The organism is Clostridium sp. AM49-4BH, from assembly GCF_003478335.1.
Taxonomy (GTDB): Bacteria; Bacillota; Clostridia; order Lachnospirales; family Lachnospiraceae; genus Butyribacter.
In genome coordinates this window covers 1-21589 of the sequence record NZ_QUFB01000035.1, presented here as the reverse complement: position 1 = coordinate 21589, position 21589 = coordinate 1, and the positions used below count along the sequence as shown (strand labels likewise).

Genomic DNA, 21589 nt, shown 5'->3' with positions numbered 1-21589 from the left:
TTTCTATATTCTATGATTTACTTCTAATAGAATAATATTCATCTATTAACGCTACTACATCTCGAATTATAACATGCGCTTCAGTTACTGTTTTTATAATTCTTGTAGTATCCTCGCCCAATGGATTATCCCAATGAAACATTGTATGTCTATTATCACGATAAAATCTATAACACTTACATAAATATTTTTGAATTTCTTTACTTGGCGGATTCTCTAAAAACTGTTCTTTTATCACATAGCCAAATTCTTTCTCCTTAAATACAAAAAAAGTATCATAGTCTTTATCCTCTTTTCGAATAGGAAAACCATTTTCTTGAAGTGCTATTTTCAATATACCTTCTAAAGGTCTAATAGCTGGCTCAACCAAAAAATTAGCAACATACACGTCTCCATTAATCTGAAGATTATAAACTGCCTGATGTAAATAATTCGTAATCTCTCCCGGCAATTTACCCAATGCGTGTGGAAAATATTTTTCAAATTCCGATTGAACAACATCCTTATCTACATTTAAATTATGAACTGTATTAAGAAACTCTGGTATCTCATCTGCATCAAGCAGCTCAATAATATACATTGTAAAAGAGTTAAACAAGTCCTCTTTTCTTCCACTTATCCATATCTTATTCTTATTTGTGTAATAATTTACATATAATTTTTGCTTAGTAGGTTTACTAATCTGTAATTCATATTGGATTCCATGTGGTATTTCTTTTTCATATACCACTAAATCATCACAATCCTCTTTTAATAAATCCAATATTCCCACCAAATCCTCTTGCTTGATTCCAGTAGCAACTACTCCATTATCCTTATTTGAAATAGATCCTGCTTCAATTAATCCAAGAGCAGTCTTCGCTAAATTATCAGCCAATTCATTATATGTATCGCCAGAATGAGCCTTTACCTTAACAAATCTAACACTTACTTTATCTTTTATACTATTATAATATTTCTTATAATCCTTGGTTCCCTCCTGTTTTGCCTGCCATGCACCAGTACACCAAGCAGCAATCCCTTCATAATCGTAAAAAATATCAATAGCTTTTATATTTCGTTCTAAACAAAAGTGCATTACTCTTTTTGCACCCTCAATTTCACCTGCTACATTTCTCATTTTAGCCATATCGCTATCATTGAATTTTTCTGCGAAATGTTCTTCTCCACCATCATAAAAAACGATTGCCCCGTATGCATATTCATTCGTATCTGGATTATATGAACCATCTACATAAGCTACAGCTTCAGAATCAGTATATATTCTTTTTACAGAATCTGTTTCTTTACCAGAGCCAACATCTCCTCTCAAAAACTGCTCAGCTTCTTCTTGGGTATCAAAACTTTTGTAAACAGCACCCGAAAAGCCATTAATATTCTGTTGACACTCCCCCCATGTCAAATACACTCCCGGAACAAAGCCGATTTTTACCGCATAGTATTTTTTACTCTTTTTCCCCATGACAATTCCTCCACATCAGATGGATATATAATTATATTACCACTCGCTCTTTCTGTCAACACTTTTCATCCATCAAATCACTTTAAACATCTTCTGCGACATCGGTTTCTCTTTCTTCTGCTCAACCTCTGCCTGCGCCTTCCTATACTCTTCCATCCGTTTCAATTCTTCCTCAGCATCATCGAATCCGATATGCGTGTACACATTCATTGTAACCGATATATCCGAATACCCCATGAGGTACTGCAGCGTCTTTGGACTCATTCCCGATTTTGCCATATTTGAATAATAGGTGTGTCGGCATATATGAGGTGTAATGTTTGGCATCTGCACCCGGTAGATGTCATTGTATCTGCCGACCATATGATTAAAGCGGTGTTGCAGATGCTTCACATAGTCTTCAATGTCAAAGGCATTTTTCGGGTCAAAATCGGACAGCTCTTTGTACCGCTTATGCTTTGTTATATCAAACTTATCTGAGAAAAAAGGTCTCACGCCCCTAAGCTGCATGATACATTTTCCGCCGTCCATGACCGCTATCTCATCCTGACTCATAAGCTCTTTTCCGGTCTTTTGATAATTCAGACCGTAGGACTGGCTCGTACCTCTTGTATCCGAGGTATTATAAAGGTCAATCGTTTCTTTACCCAATACTTCCGCCAACTCTTTTAAAGTGGTCTTTTCCTTTCCTCCAAGGAATAATGTGGTATCACAGTTGCCCTCTATAGTGTCTGCATTGTCCTTATAAATCGCCTTGAGCTGGGATTTTGACTGCAAAATAATAGAAGCTGATATTTCACGGCTACGGATTGTAGCGATCAGCTTCTCAAACTGTGGAATCTGCCCGATGTTCGCAAACTCATCAAGGAGCATACGCACATGGACCGGGAGTCTTCCGCTATAAACATCATCTGCTTTATCACAAAGCAGGTTAAAGAGCTGTGAATACATGATTGATACCACAAAATTAAATGTGGCATCGGTATCAGAAATAATAACGAATAATGCTGTCTTTTCCTCTCCCAGAGTATCAAGCTCCAGCTCGTCATATTCCATAAGGTCACGCAGCTCCTTAATATCAAATGGTGCTAACCTCGCACCGCAGCTAATCAAGATTGATTTCGATGTCTTTCCGGCAGCAAGTTTGTACTTCTTGTACTGTCTTACCGCAAAATGATTGGTTTTTTCTGCTTCCAGCTCCTCAAACAATAAGTCCACGGCATTTTTGAAGTTCTCATCGTCCTCTCTGGCTTCGCTGGCATCAATCAAATCAATCAGCATTGCGAAATTCTGCTCCTCCTCCGGAGCTTCATACCAGATATAAGCGATAAGCGCAGTATAGTAGAGCTTTTCAACCTTGACCCAAAAGTCCTCACCGGATTGCTGTCCCTCTCCTTTGGTGTTAACTATAATCGTGTTTACAAGTTTCAAAATATCCTTTTCGCTCCGAATGTAGGCGAAAGGATTGTAATGCATGGATTTAGCAAAGTTTATGGTATTCAAAACTTTTATCTTGTACTTGCCCCTTTTTAACGTCTTTCCGCACTCAACCAATACCGTTCCTTCCGGATCAGTGACAACATAAGACGAGTGCATCTGCATCAGGTTCGGCTTCACAAAAAAGCGAGTCTTACCGGAACCGGAGCCACCGATAACAAGAATATTTTTATTTCTTGCGTACTTCGGCTCTTTCGGTCTGCCGGACATCATCAGCCGTTCCGTCTGTGTCAGAAGGACATTATTTTCAAACACAGCGTCCATATATGGCTCTATGTCCTTGGCATTTTCCCACCTTGCGGAACCGTATTCTACGCCCTGCCGGAACTTCTTGGCATTCTTGGCTTTGTAATACACCACAAGTCGCAGTGCTATGCCACCTGCCACACCAATCAATTAATCTCTTGGGTGTAAGCTGGGCAATGGATTGGCAAACAGCTTATCAAAACGGTTCATGACTGCCATCATCTTATCAGAAGCATTTGTACCTTCTGATACTCTCCACAGCCATGCAACCTTATCACAGAAATATCCAACAAAGATATAGGACAGATTCAAAAGCACCAGCTTCTTGGTATCCATACCGCCTGCTTTTGCTTTCAGATTTTTCGGGATAGCCTTCAGGTCTTTGGTTATGCCTTCAATGATGTTACTCAAAGGCTCTGCCCCCTGTCCTTATTCTTTTCCCGGCTCCGTTCCCTGTTCTTATTCTGTGATACTGCATCCCTAAAGCGTTTCAGTTTCTCCCGTACGGAAGTTCTGCCCTTTCGTTTCTCATTACCATAAACAAATCCCTTGAATGCCTGTTCTACCGCATCGGCATCCCTGCCCTTGAAAAATACCACATATTTCGGCGGGTGCGTTGTCTTGTCTTTCTTGACAGCGAAATCAACATTATATTTACGAGCTACCCGCTCAAAGGATTTGATATTGCCGTCCGTCACTTCGATAGATGAAACTCCCACGCCTTCGCCAACCAGCTTTTTCACAGAAGTTTTACCATGCGTTTTCTGTGTTTTCTGCCTGCGATGGTTCAGATACATCTGCATTGCAACCCTCAAGACGTTGGCATCCAGTTTAGCGGTCTTAATTACAAGAGCGATTGTTCTCTGCGTTACTTCCTCTTGCATAAGTACCTCCGTTCTGCATTTGCTGTGCGTATGCTCCGCTAAGGTGGAACATACAGCCTATGTAATAAATATCTCATAACTCTCCTTTCCGCTTCTGGACATCGTGTCCAAAAGCAATAAAAAAAGGCAGCTACAAATCTCTCGACTTATAACTGCCCTGACGCTGTTTCTGTTTTATACCTTTTATTATATTACAGATATTTTTTATTCATCTATCTGCATATCTTTCAACCAATAAAATTCTTTATTGTTAAACGAAATTGCAATCGGGTATTCATCATCAAATAAAGATAGTGCTCCTAATACCAACTTACGACTCAATAAATTTTGATGCCCCTTTTTCTTCATTTCTTCAATATAAGTTGGAAATGAATAATTTTCTTCTAACTCTGTATTCATTGTATGCAAAATTGGTGCTGTTAATATATTAGAAAATTGCACAAATAAGTTTTCTTTTAGCCTTTCAATCACTATCGTATCATCATTGTCCTTACGAGTAACAATCTGCTCTTGATTAGACATTGCATTTTCTATGGTTTCAAGCACAATACTCAAAAAAACATAGCTACTATTATTTGATGATATCAAAAATTTTCGCTTTCCATTTACTTTTACGGCAATACGAACTGCATTTCCATACTCATTTTTTATTCCACAAATACCTTCTTTTGATTTTGAATAAGTAGTTACGATTTCAAGACCCTTTTGAAATAAAAATAATCTTTCCCCAAAAATCTCATTCATTTCAGATTTGAAATAATCCTTTTCTAGCGAAATCTTGCAACCCCTTTTCAAAATATATTCACTACTAAAAAGCATCCAGAGTCCTGCTAATTTTATAGCAAAAAAGCATTCATGTGAATGTTGTCGAGAAAACTCTTCCTTCTCTTCAACCAAATTACGTGTAAAGGATATTTCATGATCTTTAGATGATTTCACCTCAATTGACAACTTTCTTCCTTGTACTGTCTCAACAAAAAAATCTGTTGTTTTGGTTTTTGTTACTTGTGCAATGCCTTCTTCGATTCCAGAAAACGACTCAACCCATTCTAATGCATACAAAATTACAATAAATTCGTCTTCATTATCTAATCCAACCAGTCTTTTTTCATCATCTTCTGTTATTCCTAATAGCTCTTTTAATTCTATTCTTTTCGCTAAATTCAACGATTTGGCTGTTTGATGATAATTATGAAGTGCTTGTATTGGTGTATTACTCATAACATTTCACCCTCCTTTTTCAAAACCTGAATTACTATTAGCTCTTGGTTACTTAATCTTTACAACCTCAGCATTTAAGATTTTTGATGTTTTAAATACTTTTGAAATATCACGTATATCTCCAATATTCAGTTCCAAATGATCCTTTTCGCAATTTTGTGTATGAACCAAAAATCTAAACTCTTGTTGATAACAATACTTTTTCCGCTTCCAATATGCAATATTATGCATTCCGGAAAGCAAGGATAAAATTAGATTCAATGAATCTTGTGTTTCGTCATAATATTGGACAAATCCACCATATATTTCATATCCCTCTTTTAATGCAGCAGTACGCAATCTATTGAAAAACTCATCTTTATCCAATATTAGTAATGCTGTATCTCCAAAATTCTGAATATTTTCTTTTTGTTCATCAGTAAAACTGAAATTTTTACTGTATGGATTAACACCAAACATACAATAAGCATAATCGTTAGATGAAGTTGTTTGTATTAGTTCATCTTTAATCTCTATTTTCTCACCTGTATCGGGTAAAATAAATTTCCCTTCATTGATATGAAACATAGCTTCAAATGAATCACCAATAACTTCATCTCCGTTATCACTTTCATGATTTCGAAACCATTCTAATGAATTCATATAAATCAACCCGTTTTGTAAACTCTCAATCCGTTCTTCACTCTGAAACTTAATCAATGGGAACCCTTTAACTACCATATCAATCCCTCCTAATCTCTATTTTTTATTAGAATCCTCTAAAATGATGCAAATCACAACTTAATTCTTCATTTTTCTTGATAAAATCTAGTAAATAAGATTCTGTGATTATAAACTGTTGGTTTCCATCTTTAACACGTGTTTTTGTAGCCAACATTTGTTCATTATCACTTGTTATCTGAAAACTATGAATGATTCGATTTCTCATATCGACAAGCTCTTCAAAAAGATTTGCTATTTTTGTATCAGATTTTTGGGTAATAGTATTTTTAATCGGCGTTGACAATCTTCCTGATTCTAAATCCATCAAATCATACCAACTATACTGACTATTATCATCTGAACGTAAAATATTTTCTATAACAAATGCATTATTAGCATTAAATGCACACAATGCACTTCCTAACAGCTCCCGATATTTCTTTGAAGGCAATGCTTGCCTCGTATAGTTCTCATACATAATTTTCACCTCAACCAATAATTTATTATCATGACTCTATTGAAGGAAATAAATTGTGCAAAACTCTGCATACATTTTTGCATTATTCAATCTAACGCTGTCCAATAACAACGCTTGAAACAAAACCTCCCCTACATTCTCCAGCCTTACCATTCCATATTCTTTTTCCGTAAAGCCTTCAATCTGCATCTCCTGCATAGCAGCTTCCTTTCTCACCACCAGACAATGCGTATATAATGCCATGATATACTTGTCCGACATCAGAAAGGCGTATGTTTCGTTCCCTTGATATGTATATCGACACTTTTCCAGATTTTCTTGCGGTATATCGAAATAACATCTGACCTTTTCTAGATATACATCTCCATTATACTGCGCTTTAGCTTCTTTGCATACCTTCTGATTGTTGCAAATATATTATTTTTCTCTACGGCTGTCCTAGTTCGCTTAAATACGTTTTTTTTCCCTCGCAGGTCCATATAAACATTATTTAGGATAGTTTTTCCGGCATACTGGCTGAAATCACCTATTCTCAGCAAATAGGATAGCACCTCCAGCAATTTTTCCTTTGATGTTATCTCCTGATACGAATAATCTCCAAATTCAATATGATCCAGCTTCAAAGGGCAGCTCCCCTTCGCTATCTCACGCTCCATTACCCTGTTAATATCTCTCATTGATTCCATCTATATATCTCTCCTTCCCGCTTCTGGACACCGTGTCCAAAAGCACAAAAAAAAAGCAGCTATAAGTATTTCACTCATAACTGCCCTAACGCTGTTACCTGTTTATTCTATTCCTGCCGTTTTTGCAAATCCGGCTTTTCTATTCATAAGTTTCTCTTGTTTCTCCTTTGGCAGACACCGGAATATCTCATGATATCCCATTCCTGCCATCGGTGTTCCTTTTGCCAGAAGAAAAAGCTGCGTGTCAAACCATTCCTCCCACAAGTTCTCAAACATGCTCCGGCTATCCGTAAAGGTAATTGCATCTTCAAAACCTTGCGGCGGTCTATAATACTGTAACTTGACAAAACCGTATCTTCCAGCATCCACAACAAGTATATTTTCAATCTCATACAGCTCTGCAAAAGCATCTGCAACTTTTCCGCATTTCTCCCTTTCATCGTCTGTAATGTATTTTTCTTTCACAATTAACCATCCTCCTGTTTCAAAACCACACTACTTGCATCTATATCCTCATTCTTCAAAAAAATCATTATCGTCTTTACCATTTACATATTTTATGGTGCATACACGCACCATATCATTATAAGTTGAACTGAATTTTTATCCAGTCCAAGAGGATTTTCTCTTTTTTACTTTTCTTGCAAACAGCCTAAAAGATTATAACTTTTCTAACTTTTCCAAAAACGCAACATAAAATTCCCGTTCTTTAATACAAGCTTGCTGAACCTCTATACTTTTGGGAGTGTATACTACCGGGTGATCCAAATTATAAAGTGCTTGTTTCGTTGCCTGGATTGCAGATTCTGTTGTATTGCCCAAAATATCCAGATTATCCACATCTCCTTCTCCCTTAAGCTGTTTGTTAAGTCTTTGCACCATCATTTGCGATATGTGGCTTAACATTCCCTAAAAGCCTTGATTTTAAGCCTTTTCAGCCGAAAGTACGGTTTCTGGGCAAATTATAGCATATTGTTGCAAGTCTATTCTTACAATTCCATCAGAAAATGTTCATGCAGCGCACGTTTCACCTGATCGAAATTACCTTGCTCCGGACATTGGATGGAAACAACCAATCCCTTCTCTGGGAGAATCGTTGTAATCTGTCCGAATGCACCATCAGCACGATAGGATCCTGGATATGGACTGATCCAGAACTGATAGCCATATCCTACATGCCAGAGATCTGCAGATGGCTCGAAGGTAAATTTCGGGGTGGACACCTCCTGCACCCAGTCCCTGCTGACAATCTGCTCGCCCTTCCAGTTACCCTCAGCCAGATAGAGCTGTCCCAGTTTCATCATCTCGGTACAAGTCAGATACATACCTCCGCCGCCATTCGGATGTCCCTGTGGATCATGCTCCCAGAGCGGCCATCCCATATCAAGGGGCTGAAATACCTTCTCATACAGATACTCTCCCATCCGCTTGCCAACGGCCCGTTCTACCATATGAGCAGCCAGAATACTGTCGGCAGAGGAATAGCAGAATGCACTGCCTGGCTCCACAGGAACCGGCTGTGCCATCATATATTTCTCATAATCCGGTGCGCCGACGCCCGGACGTCTGTCCGCATTCATCAGAAGTGCCTTACCAAAGCCACTGGACATGCAGAGCAGATGTTTCAACTGAATCTTCTCCAGATTTGGATCCGGATTTGAAGGAAGTTTATCTTTAAACACTTCCGCCACATGATCTTCCAGGCTTAGTTTTCCCTCTTCCATTGCGAGTCCAACTGCTGTTACCGTAAAACTCTTGGTATGTGAATAAATATTTCTCGGTGCATTTGCTGCGTAGTGCATCTCACAGAGTACCTTGTTCTCATCTCCGACACTGATAGCTTCCAGCGGCAGATTGTGGCTGCTGGCATAACGATGAAATTCCAAAAACTTCTCTTCCAGTAACATAATACCTCTATCCTTTCCGGCAAATCTCTGATGTCAGTCCGATATAACCTGTGCGACGTGTCGCAAGGTAAAACCAATCTATCTGACATCTCCAATCTGGTTCTATTATCTCATACACATCTCTGCATCTGTCGGCAGTGGCATCAGCGGTGCGGACGGCAGGGTCTGATACCAATAAGCAACACTGGTGTAATCATCGTAACGCGGTCCGGTCCAGCCCATGTTGTCGAGTGTCATACGAAACTTATTCTCAAAACGGATCGGGTCTGCAATATGGAAATGATACAGCAGGAATCTCTGCTGTCCGTTATAGAATTCCCGATTGTCTCCATAAATTGCATACATGCCGGTATATAAGCCGCTGAAGGTCTGATAGCTCTTGATGATGATGTCATTTCCAAATCCATAGGAACCGCCGAAGTAGTCTTCAGTTCCGGTATAGTGGATAGACGGATACGGATCATCGTCCAGATACATGCGGGCTTCGCCTTCTACCCAACAGGTATTGTTGCCATTCATACCAGTTGCCAGAGTCACACCGACAAATTGTCCCCTGCCTTCGATTCCGTCAACGATTGTGTAGGTACGACCCTTCTGAACCGGGTGCTCTTGGCGATAGGTGGCATGGAAATAACCAGCCTCCGACGGAATCTCCTGATAAGCTCCGGTGATAATATAATAGAGATTTTCATCCTTGTCACCACGGTTTTCCATCGTGATCCGAGCTCTCTTATGGAACGGCATCTCAAAATAGCTGTTATAGCCGCGACCAGGAGCTACCAGCATCATGGCAGAATTCAACACCGGATATTTGCCATCCCGGTCCACGAAATTTTCATCATAGGCACATCCGAAGAATGCAGAGAGCGGAGCTTCCACAGACGGATATTCTTGATCATCCCAATACATACGGATGATAAAATGGTGCCCGACATATCCGGTAAACCACATATGCTGGATCACACCCGGTCCTGCAGCATCTACCAGAGTTACGGTTTCCCCTGCAGGAATCGTCACGGTCGGACGAAGCTTGGTGCAGTCACCGCCCTGGGAACCACCTGCGCGTACACCGGTTGGATTCTCTGCGGAAAATGCAAACGTTTTGGAGTTCTGGATCATACAATAGTTGTTCATATTCTTCTCCTCTCTGATCAAACCTGGGTAGCCACCTGCCTACAACTTGTATTGCTATTTCCTATCGTTCCAAACAATGCAACCATTGTCCGGCAGCTGTTTCAGGTACCGCCCCGGCATTACATGGTTACACATATCTCATCAGCAGGTAGCCAACTACGACCTTGCTTTGTGGGTTACTTATTACAACTTCCTGCGGCCACACAAAGAGTTTAAATATAAGCCGCCTGTACAGGATTCTGGTTTAGCCATGGCTGGTAATATGCCGGGTAAATGGCAATACCTCATAGCAATGGGGCAACAGACAATACTGTGCATGCAGCAAAACTGTTCTTAGATTCTGAGCCAGAGGTAAACAAACCAGCCACCGCCTTGCGGCTCTGCCCTTGATGGTACAAAAAGAACTGCCACGCATAACGCTTTGTAATCCCGCATAGAAACATATGAAAGTCTTTCCTTTTTATGTTGCAAGTTTATAATCGTAAACCTTGTGTTTGGTTTACAATAATAGACCTGTATTGTCAAGAAAATCCTGTGTATAAGTTTTCTATATTTTATCCGTACAATATTTGAAGCTTGTTGATAAAATCCTCAATAATAAAGCGTGAATTGATCGATGTGTATACTCTGATCTGCGGACTGTTCTCCGGATAGCGATAAGAGGTATCCTCCTGTACCTCCGGTGCTTTGCAGTACATAAAGCTGCCGCAATTTGGTTCCAGGGTCACTCCTACCGCCGGGGAGTCTCCAAGCGACCAGCTCTCTCCCGCCGACCACGAGGCGTTTTCTGTTTCATAAAATGATATGAGATTTTCGTACAATAATCTGCCGATCTCGCCATAAGGAGCGATCCGTCGTTGTATTTCTCCAAAACCAATATGCATGGTTCCGTAAACATTGTTGGGAATCATCCATATATCTCCTCCACAGTGAAGCACTGTATTGGCCGCCTCCACATCATTTCCAAAATTAAATTCCCATCCCGGCTTCTCACAACCAATGGGATTGCCTCCAATGCATACTACTGTCATTCTATCCACAATTTCGGACTTTGCCCGGATGGCTTCCGCCACATTTGTAACTGCCCCAATACATAAAACAAACAACGGCTTGTCATCCTCCTTCATGGTCTCCTCGATGATAAACTGCGCCGCCTCTGTCATGGGTTTCCCCTGATGCTCTGACATTTTGCCGGTCTGTCCCCGAAGCACCGGCACATCTGCCCCCATTGCCTCTGTTACACGACAGATCATCTCATAGCTCTGTTCCATGCTTCCCTCTGCCACAAAATGTTCCGCACATATTCCCTTGACCTCAAGCATTTTACTCATCAATGCCTGTGCGATTGCAAAAGGATCATCCGCCTCACAGGCGGCATCCGTATCAATGATCACTCGTCTTTTACGGTATTCCTGCACATGATAATGCAGGGAAGCTTTTCTCTGTTCCAGTGTAATTTTACCTGATGACATTTCCTACTCCTTTATCATTTTGCCCATGTTATTTTATCCCGTTCTCCCTGATAATCAAAAAGTCCGTCGTTTTCCTCCTTGTGGGATGCCACCTTGATCAGAGAACGAAGAACCCTGTCATCCCCGACCTGCTCTGCTTCCAGTCCATCATCGTCCCTCACACCTTATAAGACATTGAATCACAAAACGTACTCAGATAACATCCTGCCAATCTTCCCAATATCTACAGCACCCTTAAATTCAAATTTGGCTGTAAATCCGTTCGTAAACATTACGAATAATTCTGAATCAGGAAACAATTCCATAAATCCCGGTGTCTGAATTGAAAAATACTGAATTTTGGAATACGGCATTGTCGCAAAGGATTTTCTCTTTCCTGTAATCCCCTGCACATCAATAGAAATAATCCTCTTGTTTGTAAATACTAACTGATCGCGAATCGTTTTAAATGCAAACTCCACCTTTTCGTCTGCAATCAATAACCCGTCAACCTCTCCACGTACCTCATCATTGCTAATCGGTTTCAAATTAAAAACACTGTCCTGATTAAAATTTACTGCCATATTTTCCTCCTATCATTCTGTTGTGTTTATTTACTTTATCTGATATCTCATTGTATCACATACCGTTTTTATCATGTTGTCTTTATATAGTATGATAATTTACCCTCTGCCTTCTGTCAATCGTGCTTGTTGAAAGACCACTGCGTTTGGCAAATCAGTCTTTCTACAACTGTCCTGCCCTTCTATATTTTTGAATTTCCCACTTCTATCCCCTTACCCATTTCGTCTTTTGTTTTTCCGATATTCACTTGGTGCGGTTTTATAGCGTTCTTTAAACACTCTGTTAAATGTTCTCTGACTGTCAAAACCGCTGTCCAGACAGATATTCAGGATCGTATCACTGGTATTTACCAATCTTGTGCATGCATAACTTAATCTGGCATCATTGAGATACTGATTGAAATTACGGTGAAATGTTTTAGAAAACACCCTGGATAATACATACTTGCTCACTCCAAGATCGCGTGCCATATCTTCCAAAGAAAACTGTCTCCTGAAATTTCCTGATATATAAGATACAGTACGATAAATTAAGTCATCACTTCCCACACAACTTTTTTCCACCAATTCCATTTTTCCTATACATCTTGCCAGCACAATTTGAACATAAGCTTGAACAATCATAGGTTCGTTTTCTTCCATTTGGATAATCGCCTGAATTGCATTATAAACATCTGGTTCAATCTGCCCCGCACGAATAACCGGATATTTAGGAGCATATCCTTGTATTTTATCTTTAAGTACTCCTGCAAAAGAAGACGGAACCAAGATATAATCCGCCCGGCTCGTTTTTTCTGAAAACACTTGATAATGATGAATAATATCAGAAAAGACAAATCCGATATCACCCTTTTCCATATGATATAATTCCTGCCCCACTCCCATCTCAAGTGTTCCTTCCGTTACGCACACAATCTCCAATGCATTATGCAAATGTGGAGATACATGTTTTGACACTCTTTGCGCCGCATATACCTCTTCCTTTGTTTCCTTAAACGTCAAATGCATTGATACATCTCCCCTTTATTACTTAATTGTTGATTTCCTCTGCAACATTTGTCTACATTTTCTTTTAATTTGGCAAGCATTCTTATCCAGCCTGTCCTATAATGAACTTGCAAACAAGGAAAGGAGGAATGCAAAATGAGCAAATTCAAAAATTATATGAACAACCTTTTAGCTTTCTATGAAGGATATTTTGAGCATGTATATCATGCATAATCTGGCTAAAAGGACTATTTGTGAAAACTGAATACCGAAAAAGCAGACCACTTCCCCCCCTCACACATTCTGATATCCATTTGGATGACTTTTATGCCATTTCCATGCCGTACCGATAATTGTTTCCAAATCTGCATATTGCGGATTCCATCCTAACACTTCCCTTGCTTTTGCACTGGAAGCGATCAACATAGATGGATCTCCTGCTCGACGTGGTTCTTCCTTCGCCGAAATTGGATGTCCTGTCACTTTTCTCGCAGTTTCCACAACCTCTTTTACCGTAAAACCGACTCCATTTCCAAGATTGAATATATTGCTGTCATTTCCATCACAAAGATACTTCATTGCAAGAATATGAGCCTGTGCAAGATCATTTACATGAATATAGTCTCTGACACAAGTACCATCCTTTTCTTTTCCTTTCGTAACAAAAAGCATTGCCTATAATTGTTTATTCAATTAAGACAATGCTTTCCTGTTACCAATTTCTGCTCATTACCGCTGAGCGGTTTCTACTGTAATTCCCTTTTCTTTTTGATCTTTGCATTTGTCTCCTCCACATTCATTCTGGAAAGGATAAACATAATAAGTACATCAAAGATCAGTGGCAGCCAAAGATACATAAACTGCATCATATTCAACGCAGACTGTGGCTGAACAGCATGTGTTCCCACATAACCACTAAGTTCTAAGAGCCATCCTACGACCGCCGTTCCAATACCTCCGCCAATCTTAACGCCAAGTGAAGTACAGGAATACATCGTACCATCCACACGCTTTCCCTGTGTCAGATATGTATACTCGGAACAAGATGCGATCACTGCATTCATGTCTCCCTGCCAAGGTCCCTGTCCTAATGCTGCTAATGCTGTAAATGCCATCATCAAAGGAATACTTCCCATATATCCGGCAACAACAACAAGAGCTCTGCCAATCACAGCAAGGATGTAACCTCTCAAGTTCAGCTTATACATACCATTCCACTTTCCAACCAGTGTTGGTGTAAAGATTAATGCAATGATAAGAGGAATGTTTACCGCCCAGGCAAATTGTCCAAACAGATTTTTGTTTTTCAAAACCCAGGTCATATAATAAATACCGGCACCGATCATTGCACTGTATAACTGCTGTAAAATATAAGTACCACAGATCATCAGATAAAATTTATTCTTTACCAGCAGCTTGAATGCCTGAACCAGCCCATATTTTTCCTCTTCACCTGTTGTGCCTCCTTCATTTAATTCCTCTTCCGGAAGTTCTTTAACAGATAATGCGGAAATAGTATTCACAACTAATCCGATCACTGCATAAATAATTGCAACCATACGCCATGCGGCTGCATCTCCACCACATTTTGCAACAAATCCAACAGTAACTGCTTGAATCAGAAGACTGGTTGAAAAAGCAAAAATGAAACGGTAAGAACCCATCTGCACACGCTCTTTACTGTTCTTGGTAACAAGTGATGTCAGAGCAGAATAAGCAATGTTGTTTGCCGTATAAAACACTCCATTCAACAGCGTATACGCAATAAAGAACCACGCATACTGTGCCGTCCTGCCAAGACTTGTTGGAACTGCAAAACAGGCTACCAATGTAATTGCACAACCAACGTAACCATACAGCATCCATGGTCTTGCCTTTCCCATCTTACTATGCGTCTTATCAATCATTGATCCAAAAAAGATGTCTGTAAATCCGTCGAATAATTTGGAAACGGCAATCAGTGTTCCCACTATACCGGATGCCAATCCTATCGTATCTGTCAGATATACCATCACAAATGATGTCAAAAATGCATACACTACATTTCCCGCAATATCGCCAGATCCGTATCCTATCTTGTTGTACCATTTTAAGTATTTCTTTTCCTCCATAAGAATCGCTCCTTCACTATTTGTTATTTAGAAACCCCAGTAGTCTATCGTTTTTGTCTTTTCTAATTGTTTGTTGTCAATTTTCCAGAGAAAATTTTGACTGTCCGGACAAAATCTTCATCTTCTCTGGAAATTTGCTTTGGTTATCAAGTGTCTTGTATTATCCTTTTACAAACGGAATTAATTCAAACTGAAACTGAAATGCTTCCTCATCGAACCGATATTTATCCATGACATCCGGTCCGCAGCTATTTGAACCAATTCCATTCATTGCATAATCCATACAGAATACGGTGCTATCCGATTCTTTCAATTCATAATTGTGTGATACCCGTTCCAACTCCTCCTGTGTATAAACAGAAGCGTTAAACGAAAATGGATTCTTTGAAACTGCTGCAATTCCACATTGACCATTTGTAAGCTCTACATAATCACAGTCATAATGGCTTCCATTCTCCTGTGGACGAATATAATCTTCATGCATCTGAGCCACCTTCGAACGGAACAATCCATGACAGGAAGCCTGGTGTTTATCCCGGTAGCTTTCCTGTGGTCCCATTCCAAAATAAGTAATCTCATCCATTTTCTTATTCAAAAACATCCGAATTCCAAACCTTGGCAGATCCGGGAATTCTTTATCTTTTACTGCCTCTATAACCGCCTCTATTTTCCCGTCTTCATTGATCTTCCATGTCATTTCCACATCCAAAATCTTTTGTACGGTATCAGCTACCACTGCCAGATGCTCCATGATCAGCACACCGTGCTTGTTCTGAAGCACCTCTATACGGTATGCTCTGGTATAGGCAGCATCATAATGTGCCTTTTTCCATTCCAGTTTTATATACATATCGTTATCCGTCGGAGCCCGCCAAATATTTAATTCCATTGGATGGTTAATATAACTTCTTCCGGCAAACTGCATGTTCTCAAACAATCCGGTACGCTTATCTAAAACATAAGTAAAATTCTTTGCCTGTAATACGATCTGCTTATCGTTTTCCTTAACAGCAATGGTTCCGATTCCTTTTTTCTGCTCCAGCCACTTTACAGCCTGTCTGTTTCTATCATCCTCATTTGCAAGCTTCATTTCATCAAAACCTAATTCATACCCCTGTTCAAGCAACGGCATTTCCTTTTTCAACCGGTAAATAAGCTTCAGATAAATCTTACCGGTATTTGGAACCTGCAGCTTCAACTCCACTTCCGCATCGCTATGGGGTGATGCAACAACATTTGCCAGTTTTCCTTTTTCCACAGTCAAGCCATCCTGTGTCATTTCATAGAAAATATCCACATAATCCTTCAAATCATCAAAATCCATATAATTGTGAAGAACCATCTGTCCGTTTTCTTGGTCATAAGACACGATTCTCACCGGACGATAGACATTTTTATATTCCAGCAGTCCCGTATGCGGTGTACGATCCGGATAGACCAGCCCGTCCATACAGAAATTGCCATCATGAATGGTTTCTCCATGATCCCCTCCATAATAATATCTGGTCTTTCCATTTTCTGCCGTTCCATGTGCGATTGCATGATCACACCACTCCCAGACAAACCCGCCACACATCCGGTCATCCTTATGAATCATCTGAAAATAATCTTCAAAATCTCCCGGTCCGTTTCCCATACTATGGCAGTATTCTACCAGCAGAAACGGTTTGCTTCCGTCATTTTTCAGATAATCCTCTATCTCCTGCAGTGACGGATACATCCGGCTGTAAAGATCCAAATTGTCATAATCATAGGTAATATCATAATTACGGTATCTTGCACTTTCGTACTGCGTGATCCTGGCCGGATCAAACTTCTTTGTCCATGCAAGCGCCTTTTCAAAATTACATCCATACGCACTTTCATTTCCCATAGACCACATTACAATGCTTGGACGGTTTTTGTCTCTCTGTACCATAAGCTGGACACGGTCCACAATTGCCTTTTCCCATGCCGGATCATCTGCAATCTTTTCATTCCAACGGTGAAAACGGTTCTGGTCTGTATCCTCCTTTCGGTACAGCATAAATGGTCCATGTGCCTCAATATCCGCCTCGTCAATCACCATAAATCCATATTCATCGCACATCTGATAAAAATATGGTGCATTTGGATAATGACTGGAACGAATAGCGTTAAAGTTATGCTGCTTCATCAACATTAAATCCTTTTTGATCTGCTGGATATCGATCACAAATCCTGTCTCCGGATCAGAATCATGGCGGTTGACTCCACGGAATTTAATCTTTTCTCCGTTAAAATAAACAACCTTGTCCTTAATTTCAATCGTACGGAAACCAATCCGATCAACGATCACTTCATCCGGCATTGTCAAAATAACCTGATACAAATAAGGATTCTCCGCATTCCATAAAACCGGATTTAACACGGTCAGTTCTAACACACCATTCTCTGCTGTTTCCCCTCTTGCTACGACTGCTCCATATTTATCTTCTATAGTAACTTTCGTTTCCACTGGTTCTGCAAAATGCATATCCAATTTCACAACAACGCTGTCTTTTTCTACATCTGTCGTAATGTAATAATCTCTGATTGTCTTTTCTGGTCTTTTCAGCAAATAAACATCTCTGAAAATGCCACTCATCCGAAACTTATCCTGATCCTCCAAATACGATCCATCACACCATTTGAGCACCAGAACCGCTAATGTATTTTTCCCTTCATTCAACAGGTCTGTTACATCAAATTCACTGGTAGCGTGAGGCACCTGACTGTATCCGGCATAAGCACCATTTACCCATACATAAAAACAGCTATCGACACCTTCAAAATTCAGAAATGCTTTTGATGCCTTTTTTTCTCTGTAATATTCAAAGTTATGAACATATGCTCCACATGGAATATCCTGTGGCACATATGGTGGATCGAATGGAAACGGGTAACGAATATTCGTGTACTGATGCGTGTCATAACCATCCATCTGCCATACACCCGGAACAGTTACCTGATCAAACCCGGAAACATCATAGCCTTTCTCATAAAATGATTCCGTTACGTCATAAATGCTGTTATAATACTGAAACTTCCACTCTCCGTTTAACAGCTGAAAACGATCCGATCTTTCCCGATGCTCCACTAGATCATTCATACGAACTGATGCCGGAATGTAATATGTCCTCGCTGGCATTGTCTTGTCGTGCATAACATTCAAATCTTCATAAAAGCGTGGTACGAGCATTGTGTAATCCTCCTTTAATATATATTTTTTTGTTCACCGCATTAGGTAATCAATAAAATACCTTCTGTGTCTCATTGTCTTCCGTCCCTGTATTACCTTGAAATCATCATACATTTTTACAAAGAAAATGTCTATAAACAGAAATGGACAAAACATGCACAAAATGATACACTAAAGTGAATGCAGTTTTAGTTGTATACCAATATTGACTGCTTGCAGTCAAATATTGGTATACGGCCAAAACTATATGAGCGCAGCTCTCACCGAAAAACCGTAGGTTTTGAGGTGACATTCACTTTATGTATAGTTTCCGGTTCACCATTGACTGCTAACAGTCAGACATTTCACTTTCCAAAGGAGGACTCAAAATGTATATAAATTCCGGTTATCACAACCACTCCCTTATCGACTTCAAAGACAAAAGCCGACCACTTATCGTAGGAAGCTGTGGCACCTATCGCCTATCCTCACACCCAAAGCTTCCAACTTATCGTCCCAAAGGAAGACTTGACTTTCAAATCATCTATATAGCAGCCGGACGAGCTCATTTTCATTTTGACAACGCAGATGACGATACTGTCGTTACAGCAGGAAACATAGTACTTTACCGCCCCAAGGAATTCCAGAAATATGAATACTATGGCATTGATAAAACAGAAGTTTACTGGGTGCATTTTACCGGAAGTGATGTAAAGAACATTTTAAGAAATTATGGTTTCTCGAATGACCAGCGTATCTTCCATGTTGGAACATCTCTGGAATACGAACGTATTTTTAAACGCATTATTTTAGAATTGCAAAGATGTCAGGATGATTACGAAGAAATGCTGACACTACTGCTACGCCATTTACTGATCATTTTTCACCGGGAGCTTACTCGTAAATATGTACTAAAAAACGAATACCTCGATCATGAAATGGACACTGCAGCGTCCTATTTTAACGAAAACTATAACCGTGATATCAACATCGAGGAATATGCTGTTTCCAGAGGAATGAGTGTCAGTTGGTTTATTCGGAATTTCAAAAAATTTACCGGTACAACACCTATGCAGTTCATCACCTCCATCCGAATCACTAATGCTCAGATGTTATTAGAAACCACAAATTACGCCGTAAATGAAATTGCACGCATTGTCGGTTATGATAACCCACTTTATTTTAGCCGACTGTTTCATAAACAAAAAGGCTGTTCACCATCTGAATATCGAAAACTTTTAAAATGAACCAATAAAAGAGGCTCTGCATACGGCGAGTGCTGAAATGCCCAAAGTAGTTTTCCCCATTGCTAATATTTTAAATGCTAATCCTAAATCATCCAAATCGGTACAATATAATTCTCTCTGTCAATTGCACTGAGTCCTGGTTTCATACAAATAACAGCTCCTTTCGCACGAGTTGTAGATGACTTATCTAACAAATCAAACACCTTTACCAGCTCAGTACCCGGATTTGAAGTTTTCTTAATCTCAATTGGATTTAAAACGCCATCATGCTCAAGAACTATATCAATCTCTTTGGCATCCTTATCTCGATAATAATACAAGTATGGTTCTTTTCCACAATTCAAGTAGGTTTTCATGATCTCAGCTACTACATAATTTTCTAGAATTGCACCATTCATAGCTCCACTCTCTAACGTTTCTGCACTACTCCACTTCGTTAAATAACACACTAATCCTGTATCATAGAAATATATCTTAGGTGTTTTTACAAGACGTTTTAATAAATTATTAGAATACGGGTGGAGATAAAAAATTATGCCCAATGTTTCTAAAATAGCCAACCATTTCTTTGCTTGAGTCTGATTAATATCTGCATCCCTAGCGATTTCTGCCACATTCACCATCTGACCACATCTTGCAGCTACTGCAGTAATAAATCTAAGAAACTTAAGCGAATCTATAGCATCTGACAATTCTTTTACATCTCTCTCAATATAAGTGGACAAATAACTACTATAGAAAATCTGGCTATTACTGTTAGCACCACTTACAATTGCCGGCATAGATCCTTTATATATTCTTTCAAAAATCCCTCTTGTATCAGCCTCTTCTCTTTTCTTCTTTCTTTCGTTTAAAGCCTCCATTTCAATTGAAAATGGTTCCATCTCTCCACCGGATATTTCCGCCTGTGATAAAGATGTAAGTGATAGAACAGCCACCCTTCCTGCCAAGGACTCTTGCACCCCTCTCATCAATTTAAATACTTGAGAACCAATAAGCCAAAATGCTCCCGGTTCATGATTCTTATCTACATGCATCTTTATATAAGTAAATAATTCCGGTGCATACTGGACTTCATCAATCAATACAGGTGGCTTATGCAACTGCAGAAACAATTCCGGATCCGTTTTTGCAATATTTCTTTCATTCAAATCATCTAGCGTTACGTATCCTCTTTCTGTTCCTTCCATTAATTTCTGAAGCATTGTTGTCTTGCCCACCTGCCTCGGTCCCGTAACTAAGACTACCGGGTATTCCTTTGTCACCTGACTTACTACATTCTCCAAATTTCGTTTTATATAATTCATATTTTCAACCCTCTTTCGGCTAATTTATATTCTGGTTATATTTTAGCCGAAAAAATATTTTTTATCCAGCTACCATATTCCCTAAAATACAATTTTCTTTGCCTCGCTTCTAATCGCAATGTTTGTGCAAATGTTTGATTATGACGCTTGGCATATTTTTTATCTGGCGTACTCATATTCCATCAGGCGTACATCCACTCTCTTTGTTTTTGGATTTTTCACTTTCGGTCTTCTTGGCCTTGCCATTTTTATATATCTCCGTCACATCCTAACCACAATATGCTTTTTGTCCTCCAAAAAATCAAGCACTTTCTCCATAATTTTCTCATTCATCCTTTTCCACATCGGCATGGATATACTACCATACTTTTATTATTTTCTGCTTATCTATAATATCATCATTGTAATGTATTTCTCTTTCCTGAAACTTTACATATCCTTCTAAGATTGTAAGTCCAATTTCCCCATGTAATCATATAATTTTTCTTCTTTATCTGATCCTAATTT

The 21589-nt window shown here is 39.4% G+C and carries 19 protein-coding genes and 2 pseudogenes; 1 reads left to right on the top strand and 20 read right to left on the bottom strand.

Features of this window, described 5'->3' with window-relative positions; genetic code table 11:
- Positions 1-10: 10 nt before the first annotated feature.
- From DW981_RS16215 to DW981_RS10145, 19 genes and pseudogenes are all read right to left on the bottom strand, one after another.
- The gene (locus DW981_RS16215; RefSeq protein WP_182434221.1) at positions 11-1462 is read right to left on the bottom strand and encodes a viroplasmin family protein; all 1452 of its coding nucleotides are present in this window, start codon (positions 1460-1462) and stop codon (positions 11-13) included.
- A gap of 72 nt (positions 1463-1534) precedes the next feature.
- A pseudogene (locus DW981_RS10220) lies at positions 1535-3607 on the bottom strand (type IV secretory system conjugative DNA transfer family protein).
- Positions 3608-3612: 5 nt separating this feature from the next.
- Positions 3613-4089: a PcfB family protein gene (locus DW981_RS10215; RefSeq protein WP_118507649.1), complete on the bottom strand. Its 477-nt coding sequence runs from the start codon at positions 4087-4089 to the stop codon at positions 3613-3615.
- Positions 4090-4293: 204 nt separating this feature from the next.
- Positions 4294-5310, bottom strand: coding sequence for a hypothetical protein (locus tag DW981_RS10210; protein ID WP_118507648.1), 1017 nt, complete (start codon positions 5308-5310; stop codon positions 4294-4296).
- Between the two features lie 48 nt (positions 5311-5358).
- Positions 5359-6030 carry a hypothetical protein gene (locus DW981_RS10205; protein ID WP_118507647.1) on the bottom strand — a complete coding sequence of 224 codons (672 nt, stop codon included), beginning with the start codon at positions 6028-6030 and terminating at the stop codon, positions 5359-5361.
- A gap of 28 nt (positions 6031-6058) precedes the next feature.
- Positions 6059-6490, bottom strand: a complete 432-nt coding sequence (locus tag DW981_RS10200; RefSeq protein ID WP_118507646.1) for a selenium binding protein — start codon at positions 6488-6490, stop codon at positions 6059-6061.
- Between the two features lie 36 nt (positions 6491-6526).
- Positions 6527-6733: a hypothetical protein gene (locus tag DW981_RS16210; protein ID WP_347474561.1), complete on the bottom strand. Its 207-nt coding sequence runs from the start codon at positions 6731-6733 to the stop codon at positions 6527-6529.
- 107 nt (positions 6734-6840) lie between these two features.
- Positions 6841-7167: a hypothetical protein gene (locus DW981_RS16205; protein WP_347474560.1), complete on the bottom strand. Its 327-nt coding sequence runs from the start codon at positions 7165-7167 to the stop codon at positions 6841-6843.
- 111 nt (positions 7168-7278) lie between these two features.
- Positions 7279-7641, bottom strand: a complete 363-nt coding sequence (locus DW981_RS10190; protein WP_347474559.1) for a hypothetical protein — start codon at positions 7639-7641, stop codon at positions 7279-7281.
- A gap of 195 nt (positions 7642-7836) precedes the next feature.
- Positions 7837-8016: a hypothetical protein gene (locus DW981_RS10185; RefSeq protein ID WP_330672662.1), complete on the bottom strand. Its 180-nt coding sequence runs from the start codon at positions 8014-8016 to the stop codon at positions 7837-7839.
- A 149-nt stretch (positions 8017-8165) separates the two neighbouring features.
- On the bottom strand, positions 8166-9083 hold the full coding sequence (locus tag DW981_RS10180) for a serine hydrolase (RefSeq protein ID WP_118507644.1): 918 nt from the start codon (positions 9081-9083) through the stop codon (positions 8166-8168).
- A gap of 105 nt (positions 9084-9188) precedes the next feature.
- Positions 9189-10217, bottom strand: coding sequence for a glycoside hydrolase family 172 protein (locus DW981_RS10175; protein WP_243034721.1), 1029 nt, complete (start codon positions 10215-10217; stop codon positions 9189-9191).
- Positions 10218-10771: 554 nt separating this feature from the next.
- Positions 10772-11689: a nucleoside hydrolase gene (locus tag DW981_RS10170; protein ID WP_118507643.1), complete on the bottom strand. Its 918-nt coding sequence runs from the start codon at positions 11687-11689 to the stop codon at positions 10772-10774.
- 14 nt (positions 11690-11703) lie between these two features.
- Positions 11704-11850 (bottom strand): hypothetical protein, encoded by a 147-nt coding sequence (locus DW981_RS15130; protein ID WP_182434220.1) that lies wholly within the window; start codon positions 11848-11850, stop codon positions 11704-11706.
- Positions 11851-11868: 18 nt separating this feature from the next.
- Entirely contained in the window at positions 11869-12252 is a 384-nt protein-coding gene (locus DW981_RS10165) for a PH domain-containing protein (protein ID WP_118507642.1), read from the bottom strand.
- Between the two features lie 213 nt (positions 12253-12465).
- Positions 12466-13260: an AraC family transcriptional regulator gene (locus DW981_RS10160; protein WP_118507641.1), complete on the bottom strand. Its 795-nt coding sequence runs from the start codon at positions 13258-13260 to the stop codon at positions 12466-12468.
- Between the two features lie 273 nt (positions 13261-13533).
- Positions 13534-13884 (bottom strand): annotated as a pseudogene (locus DW981_RS10155) (GDP-mannose 4,6-dehydratase); the annotation flags it as partial.
- 101 nt (positions 13885-13985) lie between these two features.
- Entirely contained in the window at positions 13986-15350 is a 1365-nt protein-coding gene (locus DW981_RS10150; RefSeq protein WP_118507639.1) for a glycoside-pentoside-hexuronide (GPH):cation symporter, read from the bottom strand.
- 160 nt (positions 15351-15510) lie between these two features.
- Entirely contained in the window at positions 15511-18549 is a 3039-nt protein-coding gene (locus DW981_RS10145) for a glycoside hydrolase family 2 TIM barrel-domain containing protein (protein ID WP_118507638.1), read from the bottom strand.
- Between the two features lie 368 nt (positions 18550-18917).
- Here DW981_RS10145 and DW981_RS10140 point away from each other — a divergent pair, with 368 nt between their 5' ends.
- Positions 18918-19775, top strand: coding sequence for a helix-turn-helix domain-containing protein (locus DW981_RS10140; protein ID WP_118507637.1), 858 nt, complete (start codon positions 18918-18920; stop codon positions 19773-19775).
- Positions 19776-19858: 83 nt separating this feature from the next.
- Here DW981_RS10140 and DW981_RS10135 read toward each other — a convergent pair whose 3' ends face one another.
- Positions 19859-21082, bottom strand: a complete 1224-nt coding sequence (locus tag DW981_RS10135; protein WP_118507636.1) for an ATP-binding protein — start codon at positions 21080-21082, stop codon at positions 19859-19861.
- Positions 21083-21589 lie beyond the last annotated feature (507 nt).

Excerpts from the sequence above, each read along its gene's own strand:
- DW981_RS10180 (WP_118507644.1), bottom strand. The coding sequence starts at position 9,083 with ATGTTACTGGAAGAGAAGTTTTTGGAATTTCATCGTTATGCCAGCAGC.
- DW981_RS10135 (WP_118507636.1), bottom strand. The coding sequence starts at position 21,082 with ATGAATTATATAAAACGAAATTTGGAGAATGTAGTAAGTCAGGTGACA.
- DW981_RS16205 (WP_347474560.1), bottom strand. The coding sequence starts at position 7,167 with ATGAGAGATATTAACAGGGTAATGGAGCGTGAGATAGCGAAGGGGAGC.
- DW981_RS10165 (WP_118507642.1), bottom strand. The coding sequence starts at position 12,252 with ATGGCAGTAAATTTTAATCAGGACAGTGTTTTTAATTTGAAACCGATT.
- DW981_RS10205 (WP_118507647.1), bottom strand. The coding sequence starts at position 6,030 with ATGGTAGTTAAAGGGTTCCCATTGATTAAGTTTCAGAGTGAAGAACGG.
- DW981_RS10200 (WP_118507646.1), bottom strand. The coding sequence starts at position 6,490 with ATGTATGAGAACTATACGAGGCAAGCATTGCCTTCAAAGAAATATCGG.
- DW981_RS10210 (WP_118507648.1), bottom strand. The coding sequence starts at position 5,310 with ATGAGTAATACACCAATACAAGCACTTCATAATTATCATCAAACAGCC.
- DW981_RS16210 (WP_347474561.1), bottom strand. The coding sequence starts at position 6,733 with ATGGCATTATATACGCATTGTCTGGTGGTGAGAAAGGAAGCTGCTATG.
- DW981_RS10170 (WP_118507643.1), bottom strand. The coding sequence starts at position 11,689 with ATGTCATCAGGTAAAATTACACTGGAACAGAGAAAAGCTTCCCTGCAT.
- DW981_RS10160 (WP_118507641.1), bottom strand. The coding sequence starts at position 13,260 with ATGCATTTGACGTTTAAGGAAACAAAGGAAGAGGTATATGCGGCGCAA.
- DW981_RS10140 (WP_118507637.1), top strand. The coding sequence starts at position 18,918 with ATGTATATAAATTCCGGTTATCACAACCACTCCCTTATCGACTTCAAA.
- DW981_RS10145 (WP_118507638.1), bottom strand. The coding sequence starts at position 18,549 with ATGCTCGTACCACGCTTTTATGAAGATTTGAATGTTATGCACGACAAG.
- DW981_RS10215 (WP_118507649.1), bottom strand. The coding sequence starts at position 4,089 with ATGCAAGAGGAAGTAACGCAGAGAACAATCGCTCTTGTAATTAAGACC.
- DW981_RS10150 (WP_118507639.1), bottom strand. The coding sequence starts at position 15,350 with ATGGAGGAAAAGAAATACTTAAAATGGTACAACAAGATAGGATACGGA.
- DW981_RS10175 (WP_243034721.1), bottom strand. The coding sequence starts at position 10,217 with ATGAACAACTATTGTATGATCCAGAACTCCAAAACGTTTGCATTTTCC.
- DW981_RS16215 (WP_182434221.1), bottom strand. The coding sequence starts at position 1,462 with ATGGGGAAAAAGAGTAAAAAATACTATGCGGTAAAAATCGGCTTTGTT.